Raw genomic sequence first — 26,370 nt, 5'->3', positions numbered from 1 at the left:
AGGAGACTGGAGATTCATGAAAAAGTACCATATTTCAATGATCAATATCCCGGCGTACGGACATGTCAATCCTACGCTTGCTTTAGTAGAGAAGCTTTGTGAGAAAGGGCATCGTGTCACGTACGCGACGACTGAGGAGTTTGCGCCCGCTGTTCAGCAAGCCGGTGGCGAGGCATTGATCTATCATACATCCTTGAATATTGATCCTAAGCAAATCAGGGAGATGATGGAAAAGGATGACGCGCCCCTCAGCCTTTTAAAAGAATCACTCAGCATTCTGCCGCAGCTTGAGGAGTTATATAAGGATGATCAGCCTGATCTGATCATCTATGATTTTGTTGCGCTGGCTGGAAAATTGTTTGCTGAAAAGCTTAATGTTCCGGTCATTAAGCTCTGTTCGTCATATGCCCAAAATGAATCCTTTCAGTTAGGAAATGAAGACATGCTGAAAAAAATAAGAGAAGCAGAGGCTGAATTTAAAGCCTACTTGGAGCAAGAGAAGTTGCCGGCTGTTTCATTTGAACAGTTAGCTGTGCCGGAAGCATTAAATATTGTCTTTATGCCGAAGTCTTTTCAGATTCAGCATGAGACGTTCGATGACCGTTTCTGTTTTGTCGGCCCCTCCCTCGGAGACCGGAAGGAGAAAGAAAGCCTGTTGATTGACAAGGATGATCGCCCGCTTATGCTGATTTCTTTGGGTACGGCGTTTAACGCATGGCCGGAATTTTACAAGATGTGCATCAAGGCATTTCGGGATTCTTCATGGCAAGTGATCATGTCGGTTGGGAAAACGATTGATCCAGAAAGCTTGGAGGATATTCCTGCTAACTTTACCATTCGCCAAAGTGTGCCGCAGCTTGAGGTGTTAGAGAAAGCTGATTTGTTCATCTCTCATGGCGGGATGAACAGTACGATGGAAGCGATGAACGCAGGTGTGCCGCTTGTCGTCATTCCGCAAATGTATGAGCAAGAGCTCACTGCAAATCGGGTTGATGAATTAGGCCTTGGCGTTTATTTGCCAAAAGAGGAAGTGACTGTTTCCAGCCTACAGGAAGCGGTTCAGGCTGTATCCAGTGCTCAAGAGCTGCTCAGCCGCGTCAAGAATATGCAAAAGGATGTAAAAGAAGCTGGCGGAGCGGAGCGTGCGGCAGCTGAGATTGAAGCGTTTATGAAAAAATCCGCTGTCCCGCAGTAAAAACATAAAAACCGAAATCAAATTGATTTCGGTTTTCTGTTTAAATATTTTTTTTCATCCCGCATCTCCGGCATTCTCTAAGAAATTTTCCGCCTTTTACAGAGCTTTTGAACAGTGTGTAATCACAGTTGTCGCAGCGCCCGCTGCGGGCGTCCGGATATTCATTGAATTCGTAAACGATCGATGTATCGTAGCCTTTTGTTTCATATTCTTCTTTTTTTGTTTCCATGTCGTACCTCCGTTACAAGACGTGTCTGCTGTTTATCTTACAGCAAGCTTCCGGCGTATTCAATGGATTTTAGGGGTTTTGGTTTATCTTGATTTCTCCCTTGGTTTGCGCCAAAATAGCTTTATTAAGCTTATATACATAAAAAGCCTATGCAAAGAGGAGAGGAAACGGGTATGGGAAAAGGGTTACTTGGAAAACGCGTGGCAATCGGTGGCTCACGAAAAACGGAAGAAATCAGTACAATCATTGAAAAACAGGGCGGAATACCTGTCATCCGGCCTCTCCAAGGTACAGTTTACTTATCAGAGAAGCAGGTGGAGCCGGATTTGCGGACGTTTGTGGAGGGAAAAAAAGCTGACTGGGTTATTTTCACGACAGGCATCGGGTTGGAGACTCTTGTCGATATGGCAGAGAAAATTGGACTGAAAGATGAGTTTCTGCAGGCCATTCGCCAAGCGAAAGCGGCATGCAGGGGATACAAAACGCTGTCTGCGCTGAAAAAGCTTGGGATCACACCGGAAGCTTCGGATGAAGACGGGACAACAAGAGGCTTAATCCGTTCTTTGGAGCCTCACGACTTTTCAGGAAAAACAGTCATGGTACAGCTTCATGGCGAAAAAGCGCCGGCTCTCATGGCATTTCTTGAAGAAAAAGGCGCGTCTGTCCTGCCGATTCTGCCTTATCAGCACATCCCGCCGGAGGAGGAAACGGTGGAGCGGTTATGCCGAGAGCTGATGAACGGTGAGATCGATGCCGTTTGTTTTACAACGGCCATTCAGGTTCGTTCCCTGTTTGATTTTGCTAAGGGGCGAGGTTATATCAATGAAGTGAAGAAGGTATTCGAAGAACGTGCCATCGCAGCTGCTGTCGGAAAAGTGACTGCTGAAGCACTGCGGGAAGAGGGCATTACGAGACTGCTTGCGCCAGAGATTGAGCGGATGGGTGCGATGATTGTTGAGCTGGCCAAGTATTATGAAGAAAAGGAATAACAAGTACAAAAAGCCGCTTTTCCCTTGGAAAGCGGCTTTTGTCTGTCATTCATTCTGCTTCAGCTGCTGATGAACGGTGAATAATGATGGGTATGTCAGCACGCTTAAGATTACACAAGTCAGCGCGGCTGAAGCCATCGTTGTAAACACGATTAAGAGTTGAAAGCGTACTGCCTGAATCGGATCCGCGCCGGCTAGAATCTGGCCTGTCATCATGCCGGGAAGCTGAACAAGACCCAGTGTTTTCTGGCTTTCGAGCGTCGGGATCATACTCATTTTCATCGCTGACGTAAGAATGCGCTGTATGGATTGCTTCGGTGTGCCGCCAAGTGACAATATTAATTGAATTTCTTCTTTGCGAACGCCGACTTCTGAGTTGAGCCGGTTTAGAAACAAACTTGAGAGCACCATCGAATTTCCGATGACCATCCCGCTGATCGGAATGACATATCGTGCCGTAAGCGGAATGATATGAAGAGACAGCAGAATTCCCTGTGTCACAATTTCTACGATTGCTAACGCGGCAAACACCCTCCAAAACGAACCGATTGTATTTTTCTTTCGCTTGATGACATTTTGCGCCGCCACCGCGAGCATTAACAGCACCATCAGCAGGATAAAAACAGGGTGGTCTCCGCGAAAAATCAGCGACAAAACATAACCGATGATAAGCAGCTGCACTGCGGCCCGGATGGTGGCGATGATCATGTCTTTTTCTACACCTGCTTTAAAGGATTTTGATAAAAACAAGGCGATCAAAACAAAGATCATCGTTAAAGAGAGAGAAAGGTAATCCATTACCGAGTCCCACCCTTCAAAAAATCTTTCGCTGCTTCATGCTGCGGAGCGGAGAAAAATGTTTCGGTTTCAGCGATTTCAAGCAGCCGGCCTTCTGCCATAAACCAAATGGTATCGGCTACTCGTTTTGCCTGCTCCATATTATGAGTGACCCACATGACTGTCCATTTTTTCTCTTGATGCTGACGTTTGATCAGTTCTTCAATCTCAAGAGCAGAAACCGGATCCAAGGCCGACGTGATTTCGTCCAACAATAGAATGGAGGAAGGATTTGAGAGCGTTCTGGCCAGTGACAGCCTTTGCCGCTGCCCGCCCGATAAGTCTCTGGCGCTTCTGTCTAACAGCACTGGTGGCAGCCCTGCAAGAGAAGCCAGCTTTTCAGGAGAGTACAGCTGGGATTGATGCAGCCTTTGTACAAGATTTAAATTGTCACGCACTGTCCCGTCGAGCACGGGAGCCGATTGAAATGCGAGGGCTGCCGTTCGCCTCAGCTCATTGACATTCCATTCTCTGATTTCCTTTCCATATATTTTGACTTCGCCGCTGTCAGGCGTTCTCATTAAATTACACATAGAAAGGAGGGTGCTTTTGCCTGAGCCGGAAGGACCTAAAACGGCTACGATTGCACCCTGTTGAATGTCTCCGGTGATATCCTGCAGCACATCATAGGTTTGTCCATCTTGTTTATAGCTTTTTCTGACTGATCTGAAGGAGATGGCTGGTATGTTTTGTGTTTGATCGTTTGCTTCCATTACAATAATCACCTTTCAATATAAGTAGGCTGACATTATATTTAACTATAACGTGAAACAGATCCCTTTTGGTAGCACAAATAAAGGAGAACAGGCTTTCACCCATTCTCCTGCAGATGCTACGCAGTCAGATTTGACTGTGCTTTCTTTTTCGGTTTTCTCGGCTGTGAAGCGAAGGTATGTAACATCATCCCCGCTATTATAATGAATAAACCGGCAAATGATAAAAGAGATGGGAAAACGCCTGACAGCAGAACAATTTCACCAAGCAGCGCGAAAATCACTTCACCGGATTGAGTGGCTTCAACAGCTGCGAGTTTTTGCGGATTGTCTCTTACCATATCAGTGGCCCAGAAAAATAAAACCGTCGCAATGATGCCTGAGCTGATGGCAACGATAAAGGATTGAACGGTTTGACTTGCTGATGGAAGGCCATCTGACCACCAGCCGTAAGCTGCTAATATAAGCCAGAATGGAAGGCTTGCCAATGTCATTCCAAGCACGCGCTGAAATGTATCAAGCCGGCCTCCGTATTCTTCAAGCATTCTCCTGTTTCCTAACGGATAGGCAAAAGCCGCAATGACAACCGGCAGCACACTGAAAAGCAGCATCCTCCCAGAAAGCGACTCTGCATGCTGAAGCTGAATCAGAGCCGCTCCAATCAGGATGATCATGGAAGTGCCAAGTGAAACCAGGGGAATCTTTTGGCGAACGAGCTGCGGACCGCCCGGCATATCTTGTTTGACATAAAACAAAGGAGATAAGAGCACCCCGGCTACAATGGTAATTTGCCAGGTTCCGGCTATGAGCCACCCCGGACCGTATGCAGCCGCAAATGTAATCGGCGCGTAAAAAAGCACGAAGCCAACGAAGCTCCATTTGATCCAATAAAACGGCTTTTTCCTCATCTCTAGTAAGAGAGGCGTGAATGTCCCTCTCAGGATGACAATCAAACATAAAAACGGCACCATAAAAATAAAGCGCAGCGAAGAGCTCCAAAGCCAGCTGCCTCCTGATAACTCCATCGCTCTGTTTAATATAAAGGTAACGGCGAAAAAGAGTGAAGCCAATATTCCGATAACGATAGCTTTCATGATATCCCTCATTCTGGCATTATTTTTTTATACTATACTATTCGGTATCATGCAGATCAATGGAATCATGAGAAAAACATCATGTTTTATAAACCACTATATGTGGAAGACAAAAAAGGGAGGTGAAATTGATGGAAAGAGAGACACAGACATACTTCTTTCCGGATGACGGCAGGATTCCGAATCACCCTGATTTTCCGCTCGTGGTGTATCAAAACGCGCTTAAGGACACCGGACTGGCAGAGCGGATCGTCACCCGGCATGGCTGGTCAAACAGCTGGTCAGGGAGTGTTTTTCCATACCATCATTATCACAGCAATACGCATGAAGTCCTGATTGCCCTTAGGGGAGAGGCTGTGATTCAGTTTGGGGGAGAAAAAGGGGCTGCCATCCCTTTCAAATCAGGCGACGCAGTCGTGATTCCAGCCGGAGTCGGACATAAAAAGCTCAGCTCAAGCCCCGATTTTACTGTCCTTGGCGCCTATCCCGGTGGCATTCAGTATGATATGAAGACGGGAAAGCCGAATGAGCGAGAGGAAGCGGTCAAACAGATTAGGCAGGCGGCGTTGCCGGCGAATGATCCGATCACAGGAAAAAGAGAGCCTCTATTGGAAATATGGGTAAAGTGAAGGGGAGAAATTGCTGGATTGTCAATAACTAGTGCCGCAGAAACGTTATGACATGAGCTCCATATAAATTAATTTCATAATCGAAGCAATTCACGTTCAAATTTTGTTCAAAAAGTGTTATCATATAGAAGGTAATCGAATTGGAGTTTTTTGTGTTTGCTATTTTCAGAGAGAGTAAAGGATTTTGACTTATTCAATTGTTTATTTTTAGATAAAAATAATACTGAATATGGCAAGATGAAAAACTGGGTAGTAAACATTTATTTTTGTAAATGATTGTGCACGAATTCACAATCCTTATTCTTATGCCTTAAAAGCGTGAGACAGGGAGAGGCACTACCCTTTCCAAAAAAATCAGCAAACTGCTTATAGTAAAGGAGAATTGGATATGCCAGAAACAATCGATCAAACAAATGCGTCTGTCAGCCAAAGCCAGCAAGATCTTATTGATCAGCTATTAAAGCCAGAAGTTCAAGAATCATTGACTGTTTTAGTTGACCAGCTTCCGAAGCTGACTGAGTTAGTGAATATTTTAACGAAGTCTTATGATTTCGCTCAGTCTGTAGCGACTGACGAAGTGTTAAAGAGCGACACAGTCGGTGCGATCACTGAAATTCTCGAGCCTGTAAAAGAAACAGCGAAAGAAGTAGCTGCGACTGCGATTGAAGCAAAAGACCGCGCGGAAGCAAGCAACGAAACAATTGGACTTTTCGGCCTTCTTCGCATGCTGAAAGATCCTCAAGCTCAAAAGCTGTTCCGTTTTGCTAACAGCTACCTTGAAGTCATGAACGAACGCGAAAACCAAAAATAATCTCAGATTCAAATTGATATAAAGGACGGAGGATATACGATGTCAAAACATATTGTCATTCTAGGCGCTGGTTATGGCGGAGTTCTTTCTGCTCTAACAGTTCGCAAACATTACACAAAAGAACAAGCACGCGTGACAGTGGTAAACAAATACCCTACTCACCAAATCATTACGGAATTACACCGCCTTGCTGCAGGCAACGTGTCTGAAAAAGCGGTTGCAATGCCATTAGAAAAACTTTTCAAAGGCAAAGACATTGATCTTAAAATTGCGGAAGTAAGCTCTTTCTCTGTTGATAAAAAAGAAGTTGCGCTTGCTGACGGTTCTACATTAACTTACGATGCGCTTGTTGTAGGTCTTGGTTCTGTAACGGCTTACTTCGGCATCCCAGGTCTTGAAGAAAACAGCATGGTATTGAAATCTGCTGCTGATGCGAACAAAGTCTTCCAGCATGTTGAAGATCGTGTGCGCGAGTACTCTAAAACGAAAAACGAAGCAGATGCAACAATCCTTATCGGCGGCGGCGGCTTAACAGGTGTTGAGCTTGTTGGTGAGCTTGCTGACATCATGCCGAACCTTGCGAAAAAATACGGCGTAGACCATAAAGAAATCAAATTAAAACTTGTTGAAGCAGGTCCGAAGATCCTTCCTGTTCTTCCGGATGATCTTATCGAGCGTGCGACTGCAAGCCTTGAAAAACGCGGCGTTGAGTTCTTAACAGGTCTTCCTGTTACAAATGTAGAAGGAAACGTAATTGATCTGAAAGACGGATCTAAAGTTGTTGCCAACACATTTGTTTGGACTGGCGGCGTACAAGGTAACCCATTAGTCGGTGAATCAGGCCTAGAAGTGAACCGCGGACGCGCGACTGTAAATGACTTCCTGCAATCTACATCTCATGAAGATGTATTCGTTGCTGGAGACAGCGCAGTTTACTTCGGTGCAGACGGCCGTCCATACCCGCCAACTGCACAAATCGCATGGCAAATGGGTGAGCTGATCGGTTACAACCTATTCGCTTACCTGGAAGGCAAAACGCTTGAAACATTCAAGCCAGTAAACTCTGGTACACTTGCAAGCCTTGGACGCAAAGACGCGGTTGCCATCATTGGTGCAAATTCTACACCGCTTAAAGGTCTTCCTGCTTCCTTGATGAAAGAAGCAAGTAACGTACGCTACTTAACACACATTAAAGGACTTTTCAGCCTGGCTTACTAATCCTTTTTATGAATCTGACATTGCCAAAAGCGTTCCTTTCCGAGTGCTTTCTGGCAATGTCTTTTTTTTGTTTATATGCCAACGTTAACATTTCATTTTCAAAAAAGAGATTGATCCCAGAGGAATATAAAGGTAAAATAAATACAAATCAAAATGTTAACGTTAACATTTTGAAATAGAATGAAAGACGGTGAGGACATGGAACCCTTCATGGGCGAAAACTTTTTATTGAAAAATGAAACCGCTGTCAGCCTCTATCATAATTATGCGAAAGACATGCCAATTATTGATTACCACTGCCACTTAAATCCGAAAGAAATCTATGAAAATAAGACATTTCAAAACATCACGGAAGCCTGGCTGTATGGTGACCATTATAAATGGCGCGTCATGAGAGCCAATGGAATTGAGGAGACATACATTACCGGAGATGCGCCTGATGAGGAGAAATTTATGGCTTGGGCGAAAACCGTGCCGGTGGCGATTGGCAATCCGCTCTACAACTGGACTCACTTAGAATTGCAGCGTTTTTTTGGCATTTATGAGATTTTAAACGAGAAGTCCGGGCCGGCTATATGGAAACGGACAAATGAACTGCTCAAAGGGGAAGGCTTCGGGGCAAGGGATTTAATCGTGAAATCAAATGTAAAGGTTGTGTGCACCACAGATGACCCTGTCGATTCTCTTGAATACCATCTATTATTAAGAGAAGACAAAGACTTTCCTGTCAGCGTGCTGCCTGGATTTCGGCCGGATAAAGGACTTGAGATCAATCGTGAAGGCTTTCCTGACTGGGTGCAGGCGCTTGAAGATGCCGCCGCCATATCCATTACAACCTATGATGAGTTTTTAAAGGCGTTGGAAAAACGAGTGCGATTCTTCCACTCAGCCGGCGGCAGAGTTTCTGATCACGCGATAGATTCAATGGTATTTGCCGAAACAACAAAAGAAGAAGCTGGACGGATTTTTTCTGACAGATTACAAGGAACAGAGGTTTCTTATGAAGATGAGAAGAAATTTAAGACATATACGCTTCAGTTTCTTTGCGGTTTGTATGCGGAGCTCGATTGGGCGATGCAGTTTCATATCAACGCTTTAAGAAACACGAATACAAAAATGATGAAAAGGCTCGGACCTGATACAGGCTATGATTCAATGAACGATCAAGAAATTGCTAAGCCTTTATACAAGCTGCTGAACTCAGTTGAGATGAAGAACCAGCTGCCGAAAACGATTTTATATTCACTGAATCCAAATGATAACTATGTCATCGCCAGCATGATTAACAGTTTTCAGGACGGTATTACCCCAGGAAAAATACAATTCGGCACAGCCTGGTGGTTTAACGATACTAAAGACGGAATGCTCGACCAAATGAAAGCGTTATCAAACGTTGGCCTTTTCAGCCGTTTTATCGGCATGCTCACCGATTCCAGAAGCTTTCTTTCGTATACGCGCCACGAATATTTCAGGCGGATCGTCTGCAATTTGATTGGAGAATGGGTGGAAAACGGCGAAGTGCCGCGCGATATGGAGCTTCTGGGAAGCATCGTTCAGGGGATTTGCTATGACAATGCGAAACACTACTTTCAATTTCAAGAAGAGAAAGCAAACGTGTAACAAAGTGTCCGCTCAGTATCGCTGAGCGGATCACTATCCGAAAATTCTTAAGACACGAGGTGGAACATGCGAACTGAACTGGCAAATAAGGTTGTGTCGGTCGAAACGGAAAAAAGGCTTTCATTGAAAGAGAAAATGTCCTATGGTTTTGGTGATTTTGGCAACGGTTTTATGTTTGATCTCGGCCAGATTTATTTATTGAAGTATTTCACTGATGTAGCGGGAATCCCCGCTGCGATGGCCGGCGGCATTTTTTTAGTCAGTAAGCTGTTTGCGGCAATAACAGATCCAATTGTCGGCTCATCAATCGATTATCGCAAAAACATCGGCAAACGGGGGAAATTCAGGCCTTATCTATTAATCGGCAGCATCGTGCTTGCGGTGCTTACTGTTCTTATTTTTCTGTCTCCCAATGTATCAACGACCGGAAAACTGATATATGCATATGCATCCTATATGATTTGGGGCATCGGCTATTCGTTTGTGAATATTCCGTACGGCTCATTAGGGGCAGCGATGACTCAAAATTCTGAGGACCGGACCTCCATTTCGACGTTCCGCCAAATCGGATCACTTGGCGCCTTGTTTATTACAAGTGTGGCCGTGATGCCGCTGCTCGTCAAGTTTGATAATCCGAAGGTCGGCTACCCGGTGGTCATGGGCTTATTCGCCGCGCTCGGTGTGTTTTGGTTTTATATTTGCTACCGCAACTGCAAAGAGCGCATTGTCATATCAGAAGCACCCAAAGAAAAATTAACACTCTCATCTGTCGTCAAAACATTTATTACAAATAAACCGCTGTTAACCCTTGTCCTGATGACGATTTTTTCAATTTCCGCATACAACATTAAATCCGCCATGCTCGTCTATTTCGCACAATATAACTTGGGCAATGTTGAATTAATGGCTTATATGAACTTCATCATTATTGGTTCTTCCTTTTTGGGCGTCGTATTCCTTCCAAAGCTCGTCAAGATGTTTGGAAAGAAACGAACGGCAATGATCGGCTTCGGCATCAGTGTGGCCGCAGATCTGATCAACTTTATGCTTCCATCTAACGTTTATGTGTTTACAATTCTCGCCAGTATCGCCTTTATCGGAATCAGTATCCCAAATGGCATCACGTGGGCTCTTGTCTCCGATATTATCGACTATGGCGAATGGAAATCCGGTGAACGGAAGGAAGCAACGACATATTCACTTTTCAATTTCTCAAGAAAGCTTGCTCAATCTTTGTCTGGCTTTCTCTCAGGGATCGGTTTGGGGATTATCGGCTATGTGCCGAATGCAGTCCAGACAGCACAGGCGCTGATTGGCATCAAAGCGCTGCTTCTTCTGTATCCGGCCATTGCTTTGGCATTAGCGATGATCATTATCGGCTTTCTTTATAAACTCACAGACCAGCAGCATGCTCAGATCGTTCAGGATCTTCATCAAAAGATCTGACAATATAATATAGAGAATATTTAAAATAATTTGTAAATAAAATGTGTTTGTAGGGGGTTCGCTAGGAGAGTGCCCAAAAAACTGAAAAGGAAGGAGGCACTTGCTTGAAAACGATAACAATTGCAGCTGAAGAAGCAAAGGAACTCGTTCGGCAAAAGCTGGCCGGTGCCGGTTTGAATGAACGAGATGCTGAAAAAGTAGCAGATGTTCTCGTGCACGCTGATTTGCGCAATGTACATTCGCATGGCGTGCTGCGCACAGAACACTATGTGAACAGGCTTTTAGCGGGAGGGATCAATCCTGGGGCACAGCCTGTTTTTAAAGAAACGGGACCTGTGACCGGGGTGCTTGACGGAGACGATGGTTTCGGTCATGTGAATTGCGACATGGCGATGGATCATGCAATTGACATGGCGAAGAAAAAAGGAGTCGGCATGGTCACGGCAGTAAACAGCAGCCATTGCGGAGCGCTAAGCTATTTTGTGCAAAAAGCGGCTGACGAAAAGCTGATCGGAATAGCAATGACGCATACAGACAGTATCGTTGTCCCGTTTGGGGGGAGGACTCCTTTTTTAGGGACAAATCCGATTGCTTACGGTGTTCCGGCTAAGCATAAAAAACCGTTTATCCTAGATATGGCGACATCCAAAGTGGCTTTTGGGAAGATTCTGCAGGCCCGTGAAGAGGGCAAAGAAATTCCTGAAGGATGGGGAGTCGATGAAAACGGAGAAGCAGTAACTGATCCTGACAAGGTCGTCTCACTTTCAACATTCGGGGGCCCGAAAGGCTATGGACTATCGATTGTGGTGGATGTATTTTCAGGATTGCTGGCGGGCGCGGCTTTTGGCCCTCATATTGCCAAAATGTACAGCGGCCTTGATCAAAAAAGAAAGCTGGGGCATTACGTTTGCGCGATCAATCCAGCCTTTTTTACTGACTGGGATACGTTTTTAGAGCAGATGGATGCCATGATTGATGAACTGCAGCAATCACCGCCGGCTGTTGGATTCGAAAGAGTGTATGTGCCCGGCGAGATCGAGCAGCTGCATGAAGAAAGAAATAAGAAAAACGGAATTTCTATCGCCCGGAGCGTGTATGAATTCTTAAAAAGCAGGTGAGTAAAATGAAAGCGGTTCAAGTGCGAAAAGCGTATGATCTGGTGACAGCGGAGGTGAAGAAGTCAGTTCTTTCAAAGGAAGATGAAGTGCTCGTGAAAGTCAAGCGAGTCGGCATTTGCGGTTCAGACATGCACATTTATCATGGAACGAATCCGCTTGCTACCCTCCCGAGAGTTATCGGACACGAGGTAACGGGACTAGTGGAGGAAGTTGGTGCGAAAGTTCAGAGCCTAAAACCCGGTGACCATGTGGTGATTGAGCCGATTTCTTATTGCGGCACATGTTACGCCTGCCGCAAAGGGCGGTCGAATGTTTGCGCCAAGCTTTCTGTATTTGGCGTACATGAGGACGGAGGCATGCGGGAATATATTGTGCTTCCGGAAAGGCAGCTTCACGCGGTCTCAAAGGACTTGCCTTGGGAGGAAGCAGTCATGGCCGAGCCTTATACGATAGGCGCCCAGGCAGTGTGGAGAGGCCAAGTGGAAAAAGGTGATACCGTCCTGATCCAGGGAGCGGGGCCCATCGGGATCTGTGTGTTGAAAATGGCAAAGCTGGCGGGCGCTGCTGTCATGATGACTGACTTGAACAACGAGCGGCTGTTATTTGCGAAAGAAAACGGCGCCGATGCTGTTGTAAATGTCCAAGCAGAACATGTTGCCGAGCGGGTCCTTGAATGGACTGGGAATGAAGGAGCAAACGTGGTCATTGATGCTGTTTGCCTGCCGGAGACTTTTGCACTTTCAATTGAGGCTGTGTCACCGGCGGGACATGTGGTTGTGCTTGGATTTGATGAAAGAGCGGCTCAGATTTCTCAGCTGCCAATTACAAAAAAAGAAGTCACGATAACCGGATCACGATTGCAGACCAATCAGTTTCCAAAAGTGGTAGAGCTTTTGAATGGAGGCCGGTTAGTGCATAACGGGCTGGTGACCCATACATTTTCAGTTGATGACGTTCATCATGCATTTCAGTTTATTAAGGAGCATCCAGATCAGGTGCGGAAAGCCGTCATCACGTTTGATTAAATGACTGAATCCGGAGGTGCGAGCATGAATATGACATTCCGATGGTATGGACGAGGCAACGATACAGTCACACTTGAACACGTGAAGCAAATTCCCGGAGTCAAAGGCATCGTTTGGGCTCTCCATCAAAAGCCTGTCGGCGACGTGTGGGAAAAAGAAGAAATCAGAGCCGAGACCGAATATATTCAATCCTATGGTTTTCATGCTGAAGTTGTAGAAAGCGTGAATGTTCACGAAGCGATTAAACTTGGGAACGAAGAACGCGGCCGGTATATTGAAAACTACAAGCAAACGATCCGCAACCTTGCCGGATTTGGCGTGAAAGTGATCTGCTATAATTTTATGCCGGTTTTTGACTGGACACGCACGGACATGTTCCGGCCGCTAGAAGATGGATCGACCGCTCTGTTTTTTGAAAAGGCCAAGGTGGAAAGCCTTGATCCTCAAGAGCTGATTCGGACGGTGGAGGATGCATCTGACATGACACTGCCGGGGTGGGAGCCCGAAAAATTGGCTCGGATCAAAGAGCTTTTTGCTGCCTACAGAACGGTCGATGAAGAAAAGCTATGGGACAATTTATCATTCTTTTTGCAGGAAATTCTTCCTGTTGCTGAGGCCTATGGTGTTCAAATGGCCATTCATCCGGATGACCCGCCGTGGCCGATTTTCGGACTGCCGCGCATTATCACAGAAGAGGCAAGCTATAAGAAACTGCGGGCGATATCAGATTCACCGTCTAATTGTATCACCCTTTGTACAGGTTCAATGGGAGCCAATCCCGCTAACGACATGGTGGAGATCGCTAAAACGTATGCCGGCATCGCTCCATTTTCACATATTCGCAATGTGAAAATTTATGAGAATGGCGATTTTATTGAAACATCTCATTTAACAAAGGATGGTTCGATCAACATTCAAGGCGTGATGGAAGAACTGCATAAGCAGGATTACGAAGGATATGTCAGACCGGATCATGGGCGCCATCTTTGGGGCGAGCAATGCCGCCCGGGATATGGCTTATACGATCGGGCACTTGGCATCATGTATTTGAACGGGCTGTGGGACGCCTATGAAGCAATGGCAAAAAAAGAGGTGGGCGTATGATCCCGCTGCATGAGAACCTGGCTGGTAAAACGGCTGTCATCACTGGCGGCAGCGGCGTGCTTTGCTCTGCGATGGCCCGGGAGCTAGCCCGTCATGGCATGAAGGTGGCGATTTTGAATCGGACGGCTGAAAAAGGCCAAGCGGTCGAGAAGGAGATAACGGCGGCTGGCGGCACAGCGTGCGCTGTTGCTGCGGATGTGCTGGACAGGATGTCACTGGAGCGGGCAAAGGAAGACATCCTTGGCCAATTTGGCGCTGTTGATCTGTTAATTAACGGGGCTGGCGGCAATCATCCTGCCGCGATAACCGATGTGGAGACATATGAAGAAGCGGGAGAAGGCCAATCCTTTTTTGATATGGATGAGAGGGGCTTTCTAACTGTATTCTCCACCAATTTCACCGGTGCGTTTCTGGCCTCGCAAGTGTTTGGAAAAGAACTGCTGAAGGCAGATTCACCCGCGATTATCAATCTTTCTTCGATGAGTGCTTATTCACCTATGACGAAGGTTCCGGCATACAGTGCCGCGAAAGCATCCATTAATAATTTTACGATGTGGATGGCTGTTCATTTTGCCGAAACCGGGCTGCGGGTCAATGCGATTGCCCCAGGCTTCTTTCTGACAAAACAAAATCATGATCTGCTGATCAACCAAGACGGAACGTTCACCAGCCGATCTCACAAAATTATTGCGGGAACACCGATGAAGCGCTTCGGAAAACCGGAGGATTTGCTCGGTACGCTTCTTTGGCTGGCGGATGAATCCTATTCCGGTTTTGTCACTGGGATCACCGTTCCTGTCGATGGAGGATTTATGGCTTATTCAGGTGTGTAACGAAAGCAGCGCAACAGAAACTGAACCAACATAGGGGTGAGGTTGAGATGTTTTCAAAAGATAAGCTTCCCGTTATCCTTTTTTTGTTCCTGGCAGGGGTGATTAATTACCTGGATCGCTCGGCGCTTTCCATTGCAGCTCCTTTTATTCAGGATGATCTTACATTGTCTGCCACGCAAATGGGCTTGATTTTCAGCAGTTTTTCGATTGGTTATGCCATTTTTAACTTTCTTGGGGGCGTGGCATCCGACCGCTATGGGGCAAAGCTGACCTTGTTTGTCGCGATGGTTGTTTGGTCGCTGTTTAGCGGAGCAGTCGCCCTCGCTTTTGGCTTTGTCAGTCTGCTGATTATACGCATTCTCTTCGGAATGGGAGAAGGCCCCCTTTCGGCGACCATCAACAAGATGGTGAACAACTGGTTCCCGCCGACCCAGCGGGCGTCTGTTATCGGTGTAACCAACAGCGGCACGCCGCTCGGGGGAGCCATTTCCGGCCCGATAGTCGGCATGATCGCAGTGGCGTTCAGCTGGAAGGTATCCTTCGTTCTCATTATGATTATTGGATTGATATGGGCAGTGCTCTGGTTCAAGTTTGTCAAAGAAAAGCCGCAAGAGACGATCAAGGAAGCACCGGCAATCAAAGCAGAAACGTCTCCCGGAGAAAAAATACCGCTCACCTTTTACCTGAAGCAAAAAACGGTCCTGTTCACGGCGTTCGCTTTTTTCGCTTACAACTACATCCTCTTCTTCTTTTTGACGTGGTTTCCGAGCTATCTTGTCGACGAGCGGGGATTAAGTGTTGAATCGATGAGTGTCATCACGGTCATCCCGTGGATTTTAGGCTTTATCGGGCTTGCTGCGGGGGGATTTGTTTCTGACTATGTGTACAAAAAAACGGCCCGAAAAGGTGTGCTATTCTCGCGCAAGGTTGTGCTTGTCACGTGTTTGTTTTCCTCAGCTGTCCTGATTGGTTTTGCCGGGCTGGTGGCAACGACTGCGGGCGCTGTCACACTGGTCGCTTTGTCAGTATTTTTTCTATATTTAACAGGTGCTATCTATTGGGCTGTCATTCAAGATGTGGTTGATCAAAACAATGTCGGTTCTGTTGGCGGCTTCATGCATTTCCTCGCCAACACGGCAGGAATTATCGGCCCGGCTTTAACCGGATTTATTGTTGACCAAACAGGCACGTTTTCTGGAGCATTTTTGCTTGCCGGAGGGTTAGCTGTCTTCGCTTCACTTGCTGTGATTCGTTTTGTCCGTCCAATCATCGGCAAGCCAGCGGGAACAGAAGCTGAGAATCCTGTGTCTTATTAATCTGGAAATATAGTGGGAGAGGCGGTATATTTGATGATACAATATACAGTAAATAATCGCAGCCGGTATGATAAGGAAGGGAATTAGATGGTAACCATAAAAGATATCGCAAAACTCGCAAACGTATCCCACACAACCGTTTCCAGAGCACTCAACAACAGCCCTTACATCAAAGAACATACGAAGAAAAAAATATTAGAGCTAGCAGAGCAGCTCAACTATACACCAAATGTAAATGCGAAAAGCCTGGCGATGCAAAAGTCGCATACGATCGGGCTGTTCTTTACAAGCATTACAAACGGAACCTCACACAGCTTCTTTGCAGACACAATCAAAGGCGTCAATCAAGCCATAAGTGAGGATTACAATCTGTATGTGCGGGGCATTGATGATCTGAAAAACTATGACTCCGTTACACCGATGAGATATGACGGCATCATTTTAATGAGCCAAAGTGACATTGATAATTCTTTCATTTACCATATTCGCGAAAAAAATATTCCGCTTGTCGTGCTGAATCGTGATATTGATGATCGCACCATCACGAATATTTTGTCTAATGACAAGGAAGGCTCTCAAGAAGCTGTAGAATACTTCATTCAGTCCGGCCATCAAGACATCGCCATCATTGAGGGGATCGAAGGCTTTAAATCCTCCCAGCAGCGAAAGGAAGGCTACTTATCTGCACTGATTCAACATCATATTCCGATCAAGCATGAATACAGTGTCAAAGGACAGTACGATATGGAAAGCGGCTTTCAAGCGATGGAGCGGCTGCTGGCGCTGCCGAATCCTCCAACCGCTGTTTTTTGTTCGAATGATGACATGGCAATCGGAGCGATGAATGCGATATTCGCAAAGGGCCTGCGCGTCCCTGATGATATTTCGGTGATCGGGTTTGATGATATTGGGTTTTCACAGTACATCACGCCAAGGCTTTCAACAGTAAAGCGCCCAGTGGAGAAAATCAGCGTGCTTGGCGCGCAAAAACTCTTGTCTCTGATCAGCAAGCCCGAAACAAAAGCAGAAAAAATCTTGGAAAACACAGAATTCATGGTGCGTGATTCAGTCAGACGATTGACGACGTGATGTCCCGTTTTTCAGCGGGCATTCTTTATATAGAAAAATGTTAACGTGTGCATATAAGAAGAGGGAGGCAATAAGGGTGCAGAAGCTGAATAAAAATGTGTACGATCACTATACTCAGTATCCAGAAAAAATTCTCCAATTCGGAGAAGGAAACTTTCTTCGGGGATTTGTCGATTGGCAGATTGATCAATTGAATCAACACACTGATTTTAATGGGAGTGTGGCGGTTGTTCAGCCAAGAGGTTCAGAAAAAATCAAACGATTAAATCAGCAAGATGGATTATATACGCTTTTTTTACAAGGTATGAAAGACGGAGAAGCGGTAAACGAGCATATGATTATCAACTCAATCAGCCGGGGAATTGACCTGTTTTCTGATTATGAAGCATACAAAGAATTGGCATCAAGCGAAGGGCTTCGGTTTATCATCTCCAACACCACTGAGGCTGGGATTGTATGTGATGAAAAAGATCGTTTAGAGGATAGGCCGCAAAAAACATTCCCTGGGAAATTAACTGCATTTCTCTACTTCCGCTATCAGGCTTTTAAAGGAGATCAGACAAAAGGGTGTGTCCTAATCCCATGTGAACTGATCGAGAACAACGGCGAAAAGCTGAAGGAAACGGTTCTTCATTATGCACATCTGTGGAAGCTGGAGGAAGGATTTATACAGTGGATTCATGAGGCCAATACGTTTTGTAATAGTTTAGTAGACCGGATTGTGCCGGGTTTTCCTGTAGACAGCATCGAGGAGATCACGGCAGATCTTGGCTATCAGGATAATTTGATAGTTGTGGGAGAGCAATATTATTTATGGGTTATAGAGGGGCCTGATTGGATTGGAAAAGAACTTCCCTTTGCGGCTGCAGGGCTCCATACAAAGATCGTCAGCGACCTCACCCCATACCGGACTAAAAAAGTAAGAATTTTAAATGGCGCTCATACAGCAATGACGCCAGTGGCTTTATTATACGGCTTAAAAACTGTTAGGGATGCTGTCGAGCATCCGGAAGTTGGGCGATTTATAAGAGAGCTGATTGACGACGAAATTCTTCCTGTTTTAAAAATGGAAGGTCTTTCTCAGTATGCTGACGATGTGCTGAACCGTTTTAAAAACCCGTATATTAAGCATTACCTGGAAAGCATTGCATTGAACTCCGTTTCCAAATTCAAAACGAGAAACCTGCCGACTCTTAAGGAATATGCTGAACAAAAGGGACAGCTTCCAGAACGCTTGGTGTTTTCTTTCAGCGCTCTTCTGTATTTTTATCATAATAATGAGACATTGCAGGATGATCCGGCAGTGCTTCAATTTTTCAAAGAGGTTTGGTGTCAGGAGGATGGCGACATGCTTCGGATTGCATCAAGAGTGTTAGGCGAACAGCGGCTGTGGGGGGCAGATCTCAATGAGATACCGAGGCTGACTGATAGAGTCGCTGTTTACTTGAATCATATTCATGAGCTGGGCATGCAGCGGGCTCTTGAACAATACTGCATACAAGGGGGAGAGGTACGTTGAAGTCGTTTATAAAGATTCATAAGCAAGATAATGTCCTTCTTGCTCTGCGGGATATCCAAAAGGGAGAGAGGCTGCATGCGGACGGCGTGTCGCTTGAAGTAAAGGATGATATAAAAAGAGGTCACAAGATTGCATTGCAGCCTATTAAAGAAAATGACAGCATCATTAAATACGGGTTTCCAATTGGGCATGCATCACAAGATATCTCGATCGGAGAGCATATTCATGTCCATAATACGGAAACAAACCTGTCTGATATCCAATCATACAGCTATACACCGAGATTTGATGAAAATCCGTATTCTAATGAGAACCGGACGTTTAAAGGTTTTAGAAGAGAAAACGGAGATGCGGGTGTACGGAATGAATTGTGGATTGTCCCAACTGTCGGCTGTGTCAATGGAATAGCAGAAAAAATGCTGCAGCGTTTTGTCAGAGAAACAGGGGATATTGCTCCATTTGATAACGTACTGGTGTTAAAGCATCAATACGGATGCTCGCAGCTTGGCGACGATCATGAAAATACAAAGCAAATCCTGCTGAATGCCATTCGCCATCCAAATGCCGGCGGCGTCTTGGTGTTAGGGCTTGGCTGTGAAAACAATGAGCTGGCAAGAATGAAGGAAGCACTGCAAGATGTGAACTTGAAGCGGGTGAAGTTTCTGGAATCCCAGTCGGTGACCGACGAAATGGAGGCAGGCGTTGCTTTGCTGAAGGAAATTCATGAAGCGGCCAAAGGAGATAAGAGAGAAGACATTCCGCTGTCTGAACTGAAGATCGGGCTGAAATGCGGAGGTTCGGACGGTTTTTCCGGCATAACCGCAAACCCGCTGCTTGGACGTTTTTCAGATTATCTCATTGCACAGGGAGGGAGTACTGTGCTGACGGAAGTACCGGAAATGTTCGGCGCAGAAACCATCCTGATGCAGCGGGCTGCCAATGAAGAAGTGTTTCATAAGATAGTCCAATTAATCAATGATTTTAAACAATATTTTATCAAACATGATCAGCCGGTGTACGAAAATCCTTCACCGGGCAACAAAGCGGGCGGCATTTCTACACTTGAGGATAAATCGCTGGGCTGTACGCAAAAAGCGGGGATTTCTCCTGTCACGGATGTCTTGAAATACGGGGAAGTGCTCAAGACAAGAGGGCTGACGCTTTTGAGCGCGCCAGGCAATGATTTGATCGCCTCCTCCGCATTGGCGGCTGCCGGCTGCCAAATTGTCCTCTTTACAACGGGAAGAGGCACGCCGTTTGGCACCTTTGTCCCGACGGTGAAAGTAGCGACAAACACCGAGCTGTATGAGGCGAAGCCGCATTGGATTGATTTTAACGCAGGCCTTTTAGCAGAGGATGATGTTCATGAGGAATATGTGCTGCGTGAGTTTATCCACTATATGATTGAGGTGGCAAGCGGCCAGCATGTGAACCATGAAAAAAATGATTTCAGAGAACTCGCCATTTTTAAATCGGGTGTGACGCTATAATAAGAAAAGGCTATCCTTCAAGCGGATAGCCTTCTTCATTAAATCAATTTTAAACCGCTGACTAAAATAATGGACGCCATAATAAATTGCAGTGGACGCGGGGAGAATCGAGGCGAAAGATGGCTTCCGATCAGCACGCCGGGAATTGAACCAATGAGCAGATTAGCTGCCAGCATGTAATCCACGCTTCCGAAGCTTGCGTTCAAAATGCCTGCTGCCGTAACAAGAAGAAATGCATGCGCGATATCGGTTCCGACAATCTGTGACGCTTTCATGTTAAATAAGTAAATCATGGCAATTGCAAATAATGAGCCGGAACCGATTGATGTTAATCCGACGATAAACCCAAACACAACACCAATAAGAATTGTCAGCGCCCTCTTATTTTCAAGCGGCATCAGCTGCCAGCGGTTGGGACGAAGTTTTCTATCCAAAAACAAACGAACGATGATTGAAATGGCAACCAGCGTTAACACATATCCTAGAGCGTGCTTAATAATTTCTTCCTGATGCTGGTGAAAGGCGGGGAACAAATGCAATATGCCAATGGCTAGCGAAGCACTCGGAATACTGCCGATGGCTAAGTATTTTACCAATTTAAAGTTAATCGTTTTCTGCCGCCAATGGGAGGCAACGCCAAACAGCTTTGTGATCGAGTTATATACAAGATCTGTACCGACCGCGATGGAAGGATTAATTCCAAGCACAATTAAAAGGGGAGTTAATAAGGCCGCTCCACCCACTCCCGTCAATCCGACTAAGGCTCCGACAAACAAACCCATCAATATGATGCTTACACTCATGATAAAGGCCTCCTGAAAACCCGACTATTTTTATCAGATTATATATGATTAGGACGCGTTAATCAATTAAATTTTTTGAATTTTTGCACGTTAGCTGCTTGAAATTTTGGTATGCTCAATATCTCTATTCATTTGCCCTATAATGAGTGTCTGGACGAAATCGAGAAGTACTAAAGGCGCAAAAAAAAGATACCTCTTAACAGGTATCTTTTTTCTTGTTTACGCTACATGCGCTGCTGATAGAAAGGAAGCTCAGTGTGGCCCATTTCCCGCACATACACGAACAGGTTGCCTTTATGGTGAATTTCATGCTCCATTGCAAGCTGAAGCAGCGCGCGGCCTGTGACTTTTCTGCCGAAAGCGGATGTCAGATCAATTTCTCTGTCCAGCTGCTCTTCAGTCAGCTGTTCAAGGATAGCGATCGTTTTTTCTGTATATGTTTTTGCCAGAACATTGAGATCTGTTTCTGTTTCTTCCTGCTTGTTTTGAAATGGTGAGGCATTGCCTTCCTTAATGACATTTGCGAACAAGTGGAAAGACGTAAGAATGTGTTTGACCAGCTCTTCTGCTGACATTGATGTTTCTGCCGGTTTGTAGCTGTAATGGTCTTTGCTGATTTTTTCGGCAAGCTCATTGGTCACGTTTCGATGGGATAGAAAATGGCTGACAATTTGATTGGATTGGCTCATTATGATCTCCTCCATATGTAAAAATAAATGGTGCAATGAAATCCTATATCAACGGTTATGAATTCACAAGTAATATGCTGTGGGATGAAACAAAATGCTATGTCAATCGTATATATAACGTTCACAAAACATGAAATGGAGTATAAACATGACTAACATACCTTTCATTTATCAGTACGAAGAAAAAGAGAATGAAAGAGCTGCGGCGGGCTACGGCACTTTCGGTTACCTTATCACACGGATTGAAGAAACGCTTTATGATCAATACGGTGTATTCTATGAGCTCTATGCCAGTGATGATCCAAATACGGAATACTGGGAGCTTCTTGTAGAAGATGTCCGCAGCGGTTCATTGGAGCCTGAGCATGTGGCATATATATTTGAAAAGCTTGAAAAGAAAACCTTTGCTTACGATGAAGATGAGAAAGAACCGGATTATACCGTCCATAAGTCTATAAGAAACAGTGTATACGCGTATCCTGAAAAGGGAGTTGCTTTTGCCAGAATTCCATATTTTCAAGATGGGAGCATTATGAGTTTTGATTGTCTGTTTGCGGTTAACGATGAAAAGATGCGTGCATTTCTGGAGGGAGTCAGACCGCGTCTTTGGGAAAAAAGCAAGCGGAAAGTGACCGTGTTTACGGATGGAGATGGAGGGATTTCAAGAGAGCAGGAAGCCATTGTCAGAGAGGTTCAGCGGAGTCAAGTCATCATGAATCCGCTATTGAAAAAAGAGATATACAGATCAATTGATCAGTTTTTTCATAGTGATAAATCGTTTTATCAAACATATGACATCCCTTACAAGCGCGGCATTCTGTTATATGGACCTCCTGGAAACGGAAAGACGACGTTAGTGAAGTCGATCGCAGGCAGTATCGATGCACCTGTTGCTTATTGGCAAATTACTGAATTTACGTCGAGCGAGACAATAGAAGAAGTCTTTCAGGCAGCGAGACGCCTCGCTCCTGCAGTTCTGGTCATCGAGGATATAGATTCGATGCCGGAAGATGTGCGGTCCTTTTTTCTCAATACGCTGGACGGCGCGACATCAAAAGAGGGGCTATTTCTCATCGGTACGACAAACTATCCCGAAGAGATCGATCCAGGTTTGATGAATCGTGCAGGGCGATTTGACCGTGCCTATGAAATCGGGCTTCCGGATGAAGAGTTGCGGCTGGAATATATGAAAATGAGAGGCTTTGGCATCTTTTTGAGTGAAGGAGAAATAAAAAACGCCGCAAAACTTACAGAAGGCTTTTCCTTTGCACAGCTGGGAGAATTATATGTATCTTCAGCCCTTCAATGGCACCAAGAAGGGAATCACCATATTGAAACCATGGTGAAAGACATGACAGGAGAGCAAAGAAAAAGCCAGCGGGGAAGCTGGATGGAAAGAAACAAAGTCGGTTTTCACTAAAAGAAAGCACGGGTGTTTGAAAAACCCGTGCTTTTTTGTTGCGGTTAGCCGAAATTCGACAATTGCGGTTATTTTGCGTTCTTCTTTTTCTTGTAAATATGATAAAATATGACATATCTCGGGTAATTCAAAAGGGGGGATTAATTGAGGATGAAGCAGACGATTCCGTCCTCTTATGTCGGGCTTAAAATTAATGAATGGTATACTCATATCCGGCAGTTCCACGTCGCTGAAGCCGAACGGGTCAAGCTCGAAGTAGAAAGAGAAATTGAGGATATGGAAGAAGACCAAGATTTGCTGCTGTATTATTCTTTAATGGAGTTCAGGCATCGTGTCATGCTGGATTACATTAAGCCTTTTGGAGAGGACACGTCGCAGCTAGAGTTTTCAGAATTATTAGAAGACATCGAAGGGAATCAGTACAAGCTGACTGGGCTTCTCGATTATTACTTTAACTTTTTTCGAGGAATGTATGAATTTAAGCAGAAGATGTTTGTCAGTGCCATGATGTATTATAAACGGGCAGAAAAGAATCTTGCTCTCGTCTCGGATGATATTGAGAAAGCCGAGTTTGCTTTTAAAATGGCCGAGATTTTTTACAATTTAAAACAAACCTATGTTTCGATGAGCTACGCCGTTCAGGCATTAGAAACATACCAAATGTATGAAACGTACACCGTCCGCAGAATCCAATGTGAATTCGTTATTGCAGGTAATTATGATGATATGCAGTATCCAGAAAGAGCATTGCCCCACTTAGAACTGGCTTTAGATCTTGCAAAGAAAGAAGGCAATCCCCGCCTGATCAGTTCCGCCCTATATAATCTCGGAAACTGCTATGAGAAAATGGGTGAACTGCAAAAGGCAGCCGAATACTTTGAGAAATCTGTTTCTATTTGCAAGTCGGAAAAGTTCGATAATCTTCCGCATTCTATCTACTCTTTAACACAAGTTCTGTATAAACAAAAAAATGACGCCGAAGCGCAAAAAAAGTATCGTGAAGGATTGGAAATCGCCCGTCAATACAGTGATGAATTATTTGTGGAGCTTTTTCAATTTTTACATGCGTTATACGGAAAAAACATAGACACAGAATCAGTCTCACACACCTTTCAATTTCTTGAAGAACATATGCTGTATCCTTATATTGAAGAGCTGGCGCATGATGCTGCCCAATTCTATATAGAAAACGGACAGCCCGAAAAAGCACTTTCATTTTATGAGAAAATGGTGCACGCACAAAAACAAATCCAGAGAGGAGATTGTTTATATGAAATCTAAATGGATGTCAGGTTTGTTGCTCGTTGCGGTCGGGTTCAGCTTTACTCAGGTGATGGTTCATGCAGGTGAAACAGCAAACACAGAAGGGAAAACATTTCATATTGCGGCACGCAATCAAACATGATGCATAAAAAAGACCCTTAGGGGTCTTTTTTATTTCTTCAGCTTCCATTCTTTTATCGTCAGCTCAGAAGATCCACTTGCCACCAGCGGATCCGCATGCCCGATTTCCGCTGCCTCTTCCAGTGAATCTGCTTCGATGACATACGCTCCGCCTGTGGCGTCGCTGAATGGCCCAAACATTTTTAAACGTTTTTCTGCCTGTAAACGATCCAGAAATTCATAGTGCCCAGCCACATGCTCCTGATTAAATTTCTCCGTTCTCATTGTCAGCATTAAATATGTATACATATTCAGACCCTCCGTGAACTTCAATTTAACACATTTATCCATATTACGGTGATAGATATATGAGCTTTTCGTCCTACGAATGCCACCTATTTATGAAAAAAGAAAAGGAGAGATGATAGGTGAGCATTCCAGTAAAGAAAAATTTGGTTTCTGAGGCGAAATACGCGTTGAAGTGTCCTAATGCGATGTCCGCTGAATACATTACCATTCACAACACGGCAAACGATGCGTCAGCGGCCAATGAAATCAGCTATATGATCGGGAACACAAGCTCGACAAGCTTTCATTTTGCAGTCGATGATAAAGAGGTGATTCAAGGTCTGCCGCTTAACCGAAACGCCTGGCACACAGGTGACGGCACAAACGGTCCGGGAAACCGCAAATCAATCGGCGTTGAGATTTGCTACAGCAAATCGGGAGGCCCGAAGTATGAGGCAGCTGAAGCCTTGGCGATTTCATTTGTTGCACAGCTGTTGAAGGAGCGCGGCTGGGGCATCGATCGGGTGAGAAAACATCAGGACTGGAGCGGAAAGTATTGCCCGCACCGCATTTTATCAGAGGGGCGCTGGGATCAAGTGAAGGCGGCGATTGAAAAGGAATTAAACGGTGGCGTATCAGCGAAAAAAGCTGCAGTCTCTTCTTCGGCGTCTGAATATCATGTAAAAAAAGGCGACACACTGTCAGGGATTGCCGCATCACACGGGGTCAGTGTGAAAACGCTGCAAAGCATAAATCATATCTTTGACCCGAACCACATCAAAATCGGACAGGTGATCAAACTGCCTCAGACGGCATCTGCTTCTAAAAGCCATGCCGCATCCTCATATCCGCTCCCATCCGGCGTGATCAAAGTGACAAGCCCGCTGACGAAAGGGACAAAAGTAAAGCAGGTGCAGACCGCTTTAGCCGCTCTTTATTTTTATCCTGATAAAGGAGCGAAAAATCACGGCGTTGACGGCGTTTATGGCCCGAAAACAGCAAATGCAGTGAAACGATTTCAGTCTGTCAGCGGTTTAACGGCTGATGGGATTTACGGTCCGAAAACGAAAGCGAAGCTGGAGGAAAAGCTGTAAATGAAAAGACGGAAGCTGTAAAGCTTCCGTCTTTTCGCCTTACATACAAACTGCGGCAAGCACCTTTTGAATATCATAAATGCTTTCATCTTTTTTAAACTGCTTTGAGACGGCGGGAAGTTCCGCGCCGGAGATCCAAATTTTCAGCTCTGAATCAAGATCAAAGCGGCCGGCGGTTTCCACGCTGAATCTGGAAATGCTTTTGTACGGAATCGAGTGAAATTCCGTTTTCTTGCCTGTGATTCCCTGCTTATCTACAAGGATAAGCCGCTTGTCAGTAAAGACAATCAAATCGCGAACCAGCTTAAACGCGGCTTCAACATTCTCACTCTCCAGCAAAATGTGGGCAAGCTCTTCTTTCACAGCTGCCGTTGACAGTGTTGACGCATTGCCGAGTAATCCATCAATAAACCCCATC

The 26,370-nt window shown here is 45.2% G+C and carries 27 protein-coding genes; 19 read left to right on the top strand and 8 right to left on the bottom strand.

What is annotated here, in order from left to right:
• Positions 1-16 precede the first annotated feature (16 nt).
• Positions 17-1,195, top strand: coding sequence for a glycosyltransferase (locus ACQVGT_RS14125; protein ID WP_015383402.1), 1,179 nt, complete (start codon positions 17-19; stop codon positions 1,193-1,195).
• A 40-nt stretch (positions 1,196-1,235) separates the two neighbouring features.
• Here the strand turns inward: ACQVGT_RS14125 and ACQVGT_RS14120 are convergent, their stop codons facing one another.
• Positions 1,236-1,424, bottom strand: a complete 189-nt coding sequence (locus ACQVGT_RS14120; RefSeq protein ID WP_003232781.1) for a DUF8096 family protein — start codon at positions 1,422-1,424, stop codon at positions 1,236-1,238.
• A gap of 173 nt (positions 1,425-1,597) precedes the next feature.
• Here ACQVGT_RS14120 and ACQVGT_RS14115 point away from each other — a divergent pair, with 173 nt between their 5' ends.
• The gene (locus tag ACQVGT_RS14115) at positions 1,598-2,413 is read left to right on the top strand and encodes a uroporphyrinogen-III synthase (RefSeq protein ID WP_015483111.1); all 816 of its coding nucleotides are present in this window, start codon (positions 1,598-1,600) and stop codon (positions 2,411-2,413) included.
• A 45-nt stretch (positions 2,414-2,458) separates the two neighbouring features.
• Here the strand turns inward: ACQVGT_RS14115 and ACQVGT_RS14110 are convergent, their stop codons facing one another.
• The 3 genes from ACQVGT_RS14110 to ACQVGT_RS14100 form a co-directional block, all read right to left on the bottom strand.
• Positions 2,459-3,211: an ABC transporter permease gene (locus ACQVGT_RS14110; RefSeq protein ID WP_003232776.1), complete on the bottom strand. Its 753-nt coding sequence runs from the start codon at positions 3,209-3,211 to the stop codon at positions 2,459-2,461.
• Complete coding sequence (locus tag ACQVGT_RS14105) at positions 3,211-3,963, bottom strand: ABC transporter ATP-binding protein (protein WP_015483112.1); 753 nt, start codon at positions 3,961-3,963, stop codon at positions 3,211-3,213. The genes ACQVGT_RS14110 and ACQVGT_RS14105 overlap by 1 nt, the downstream gene beginning before the upstream one ends.
• A gap of 119 nt (positions 3,964-4,082) precedes the next feature.
• On the bottom strand, positions 4,083-5,057 hold the full coding sequence (locus ACQVGT_RS14100) for a DMT family transporter (protein ID WP_015483113.1): 975 nt from the start codon (positions 5,055-5,057) through the stop codon (positions 4,083-4,085).
• A 131-nt stretch (positions 5,058-5,188) separates the two neighbouring features.
• Between ACQVGT_RS14100 and ACQVGT_RS14095 the strand changes: the two genes are divergently transcribed.
• The 13 genes from ACQVGT_RS14095 to ACQVGT_RS14035 all read left to right on the top strand — a co-directional run bounded on the left by ACQVGT_RS14095 (position 5,189) and on the right by ACQVGT_RS14035 (position 20,275).
• Complete coding sequence (locus tag ACQVGT_RS14095; RefSeq protein ID WP_015383406.1) at positions 5,189-5,686, top strand: cupin domain-containing protein; 498 nt, start codon at positions 5,189-5,191, stop codon at positions 5,684-5,686.
• Between the two features lie 388 nt (positions 5,687-6,074).
• Positions 6,075-6,497, top strand: coding sequence for a helical membrane plugin domain-containing protein (locus ACQVGT_RS14090; protein ID WP_003220510.1), 423 nt, complete (start codon positions 6,075-6,077; stop codon positions 6,495-6,497).
• A gap of 39 nt (positions 6,498-6,536) precedes the next feature.
• The gene (locus tag ACQVGT_RS14085; protein WP_015383407.1) at positions 6,537-7,715 is read left to right on the top strand and encodes an NAD(P)/FAD-dependent oxidoreductase; all 1,179 of its coding nucleotides are present in this window, start codon (positions 6,537-6,539) and stop codon (positions 7,713-7,715) included.
• A gap of 198 nt (positions 7,716-7,913) precedes the next feature.
• The gene (uxaC, locus tag ACQVGT_RS14080; protein WP_041517815.1) at positions 7,914-9,335 is read left to right on the top strand and encodes a glucuronate isomerase; all 1,422 of its coding nucleotides are present in this window, start codon (positions 7,914-7,916) and stop codon (positions 9,333-9,335) included.
• Between the two features lie 66 nt (positions 9,336-9,401).
• On the top strand, positions 9,402-10,781 hold the full coding sequence (locus ACQVGT_RS14075) for an MFS transporter (RefSeq protein WP_015383409.1): 1,380 nt from the start codon (positions 9,402-9,404) through the stop codon (positions 10,779-10,781).
• Positions 10,782-10,885: 104 nt separating this feature from the next.
• Entirely contained in the window at positions 10,886-11,899 is a 1,014-nt protein-coding gene (gene allD, locus ACQVGT_RS14070) for an ureidoglycolate dehydrogenase (protein WP_015383410.1), read from the top strand.
• A gap of 5 nt (positions 11,900-11,904) precedes the next feature.
• Positions 11,905-12,924 (top strand): zinc-binding alcohol dehydrogenase family protein, encoded by a 1,020-nt coding sequence (locus ACQVGT_RS14065; protein WP_015383411.1) that lies wholly within the window; start codon positions 11,905-11,907, stop codon positions 12,922-12,924.
• A 24-nt stretch (positions 12,925-12,948) separates the two neighbouring features.
• On the top strand, positions 12,949-14,028 hold the full coding sequence (gene uxuA, locus ACQVGT_RS14060; RefSeq protein WP_015483117.1) for a mannonate dehydratase: 1,080 nt from the start codon (positions 12,949-12,951) through the stop codon (positions 14,026-14,028).
• Positions 14,025-14,861, top strand: a complete 837-nt coding sequence (locus ACQVGT_RS14055) for an SDR family oxidoreductase (protein WP_015383413.1) — start codon at positions 14,025-14,027, stop codon at positions 14,859-14,861. Before uxuA ends, ACQVGT_RS14055 begins: the two co-directional genes overlap by 4 nt.
• 47 nt (positions 14,862-14,908) lie before the next feature.
• Positions 14,909-16,177: an MFS transporter gene (locus tag ACQVGT_RS14050; protein WP_003245531.1), complete on the top strand. Its 1,269-nt coding sequence runs from the start codon at positions 14,909-14,911 to the stop codon at positions 16,175-16,177.
• An 87-nt stretch (positions 16,178-16,264) separates the two neighbouring features.
• Complete coding sequence (locus tag ACQVGT_RS14045) at positions 16,265-17,266, top strand: LacI family DNA-binding transcriptional regulator (protein WP_015383414.1); 1,002 nt, start codon at positions 16,265-16,267, stop codon at positions 17,264-17,266.
• A gap of 76 nt (positions 17,267-17,342) precedes the next feature.
• Positions 17,343-18,785 (top strand): tagaturonate reductase, encoded by a 1,443-nt coding sequence (locus ACQVGT_RS14040; RefSeq protein ID WP_015383415.1) that lies wholly within the window; start codon positions 17,343-17,345, stop codon positions 18,783-18,785.
• Positions 18,782-20,275 (top strand): UxaA family hydrolase, encoded by a 1,494-nt coding sequence (locus ACQVGT_RS14035; protein ID WP_015383416.1) that lies wholly within the window; start codon positions 18,782-18,784, stop codon positions 20,273-20,275. Before ACQVGT_RS14040 ends, ACQVGT_RS14035 begins: the two co-directional genes overlap by 4 nt.
• A gap of 38 nt (positions 20,276-20,313) precedes the next feature.
• Here ACQVGT_RS14035 and ACQVGT_RS14030 read toward each other — a convergent pair whose 3' ends face one another.
• A complete protein-coding gene (locus ACQVGT_RS14030) occupies positions 20,314-21,078 on the bottom strand; it encodes a sulfite exporter TauE/SafE family protein (RefSeq protein WP_014476525.1) in 765 nt (254 codons plus the stop codon).
• Positions 21,079-21,302: 224 nt separating this feature from the next.
• Positions 21,303-21,767 carry a DinB family protein gene (locus tag ACQVGT_RS14025; protein ID WP_015383417.1) on the bottom strand — a complete coding sequence of 155 codons (465 nt, stop codon included), beginning with the start codon at positions 21,765-21,767 and terminating at the stop codon, positions 21,303-21,305.
• Positions 21,768-21,915: 148 nt separating this feature from the next.
• On the opposite strand from ACQVGT_RS14025, the gene yjoB reads away from it, so the two are divergent.
• The 3 genes from yjoB to phrA all read left to right on the top strand — a co-directional run bounded on the left by yjoB (position 21,916) and on the right by phrA (position 24,592).
• Positions 21,916-23,187: an ATPase YjoB gene (gene yjoB, locus ACQVGT_RS14020; protein ID WP_015383418.1), complete on the top strand. Its 1,272-nt coding sequence runs from the start codon at positions 21,916-21,918 to the stop codon at positions 23,185-23,187.
• Between the two features lie 144 nt (positions 23,188-23,331).
• Entirely contained in the window at positions 23,332-24,468 is a 1,137-nt protein-coding gene (gene rapA / locus ACQVGT_RS14015) for a response regulator aspartate phosphatase RapA (protein WP_080030661.1), read from the top strand.
• A complete protein-coding gene (gene phrA / locus ACQVGT_RS14010; RefSeq protein WP_003245487.1) occupies positions 24,458-24,592 on the top strand; it encodes a phosphatase RapA inhibitor PhrA in 135 nt (44 codons plus the stop codon). Before rapA ends, phrA begins: the two co-directional genes overlap by 11 nt.
• A 29-nt stretch (positions 24,593-24,621) precedes the next feature.
• Here phrA and ACQVGT_RS14005 read toward each other — a convergent pair whose 3' ends face one another.
• The gene (locus ACQVGT_RS14005; RefSeq protein ID WP_003232731.1) at positions 24,622-24,879 is read right to left on the bottom strand and encodes a YciI family protein; all 258 of its coding nucleotides are present in this window, start codon (positions 24,877-24,879) and stop codon (positions 24,622-24,624) included.
• 119 nt (positions 24,880-24,998) lie between these two features.
• Here ACQVGT_RS14005 and ACQVGT_RS14000 point away from each other — a divergent pair, with 119 nt between their 5' ends.
• A complete protein-coding gene (locus ACQVGT_RS14000) occupies positions 24,999-25,952 on the top strand; it encodes an N-acetylmuramoyl-L-alanine amidase (protein ID WP_015483118.1) in 954 nt (317 codons plus the stop codon).
• Between the two features lie 39 nt (positions 25,953-25,991).
• Here ACQVGT_RS14000 and ACQVGT_RS13995 read toward each other — a convergent pair whose 3' ends face one another.
• The gene (locus ACQVGT_RS13995; protein ID WP_015483119.1) at positions 25,992-26,369 is read right to left on the bottom strand and encodes a PH domain-containing protein; all 378 of its coding nucleotides are present in this window, start codon (positions 26,367-26,369) and stop codon (positions 25,992-25,994) included.
• Between the last annotated feature and the right edge of the window lies 1 nt (position 26,370).

Source organism: Bacillus sp. SCT118, assembly GCF_058566435.1.
This window is presented reverse-complemented; position numbering and strand designations above follow the sequence as displayed.

What these genes read in the sequence shown, in the direction of transcription:
- ACQVGT_RS14050 (WP_003245531.1), top strand. Translation starts at nt 14,909, where the DNA reads ATGTTTTCAAAAGATAAGCTTCCCGTTATCCTTTTTTTGTTCCTGGCA.
- ACQVGT_RS14045 (WP_015383414.1), top strand. Translation starts at nt 16,265, where the DNA reads ATGGTAACCATAAAAGATATCGCAAAACTCGCAAACGTATCCCACACA.
- ACQVGT_RS14110 (WP_003232776.1), bottom strand. Translation starts at nt 3,211, where the DNA reads ATGGATTACCTTTCTCTCTCTTTAACGATGATCTTTGTTTTGATCGCC.
- ACQVGT_RS14025 (WP_015383417.1), bottom strand. Translation starts at nt 21,767, where the DNA reads ATGAGCCAATCCAATCAAATTGTCAGCCATTTTCTATCCCATCGAAAC.
- ACQVGT_RS14095 (WP_015383406.1), top strand. Translation starts at nt 5,189, where the DNA reads ATGGAAAGAGAGACACAGACATACTTCTTTCCGGATGACGGCAGGATT.
- ACQVGT_RS14030 (WP_014476525.1), bottom strand. Translation starts at nt 21,078, where the DNA reads ATGAGTGTAAGCATCATATTGATGGGTTTGTTTGTCGGAGCCTTAGTC.
- ACQVGT_RS13995 (WP_015483119.1), bottom strand. Translation starts at nt 26,369, where the DNA reads ATGGGGTTTATTGATGGATTACTCGGCAATGCGTCAACACTGTCAACG.
- uxaC (WP_041517815.1), top strand. Translation starts at nt 7,914, where the DNA reads ATGGAACCCTTCATGGGCGAAAACTTTTTATTGAAAAATGAAACCGCT.
- ACQVGT_RS14055 (WP_015383413.1), top strand. Translation starts at nt 14,025, where the DNA reads ATGATCCCGCTGCATGAGAACCTGGCTGGTAAAACGGCTGTCATCACT.
- uxuA (WP_015483117.1), top strand. Translation starts at nt 12,949, where the DNA reads ATGAATATGACATTCCGATGGTATGGACGAGGCAACGATACAGTCACA.
- yjoB (WP_015383418.1), top strand. Translation starts at nt 21,916, where the DNA reads ATGACTAACATACCTTTCATTTATCAGTACGAAGAAAAAGAGAATGAA.
- ACQVGT_RS14100 (WP_015483113.1), bottom strand. Translation starts at nt 5,057, where the DNA reads ATGAAAGCTATCGTTATCGGAATATTGGCTTCACTCTTTTTCGCCGTT.
- ACQVGT_RS14065 (WP_015383411.1), top strand. Translation starts at nt 11,905, where the DNA reads ATGAAAGCGGTTCAAGTGCGAAAAGCGTATGATCTGGTGACAGCGGAG.
- ACQVGT_RS14105 (WP_015483112.1), bottom strand. Translation starts at nt 3,963, where the DNA reads ATGGAAGCAAACGATCAAACACAAAACATACCAGCCATCTCCTTCAGA.
- ACQVGT_RS14125 (WP_015383402.1), top strand. Translation starts at nt 17, where the DNA reads ATGAAAAAGTACCATATTTCAATGATCAATATCCCGGCGTACGGACAT.
- ACQVGT_RS14090 (WP_003220510.1), top strand. Translation starts at nt 6,075, where the DNA reads ATGCCAGAAACAATCGATCAAACAAATGCGTCTGTCAGCCAAAGCCAG.
- phrA (WP_003245487.1), top strand. Translation starts at nt 24,458, where the DNA reads ATGAAATCTAAATGGATGTCAGGTTTGTTGCTCGTTGCGGTCGGGTTC.
- ACQVGT_RS14120 (WP_003232781.1), bottom strand. Translation starts at nt 1,424, where the DNA reads ATGGAAACAAAAAAAGAAGAATATGAAACAAAAGGCTACGATACATCG.
- ACQVGT_RS14005 (WP_003232731.1), bottom strand. Translation starts at nt 24,879, where the DNA reads ATGTATACATATTTAATGCTGACAATGAGAACGGAGAAATTTAATCAG.
- ACQVGT_RS14085 (WP_015383407.1), top strand. Translation starts at nt 6,537, where the DNA reads ATGTCAAAACATATTGTCATTCTAGGCGCTGGTTATGGCGGAGTTCTT.
- ACQVGT_RS14115 (WP_015483111.1), top strand. Translation starts at nt 1,598, where the DNA reads ATGGGAAAAGGGTTACTTGGAAAACGCGTGGCAATCGGTGGCTCACGA.
- ACQVGT_RS14075 (WP_015383409.1), top strand. Translation starts at nt 9,402, where the DNA reads ATGCGAACTGAACTGGCAAATAAGGTTGTGTCGGTCGAAACGGAAAAA.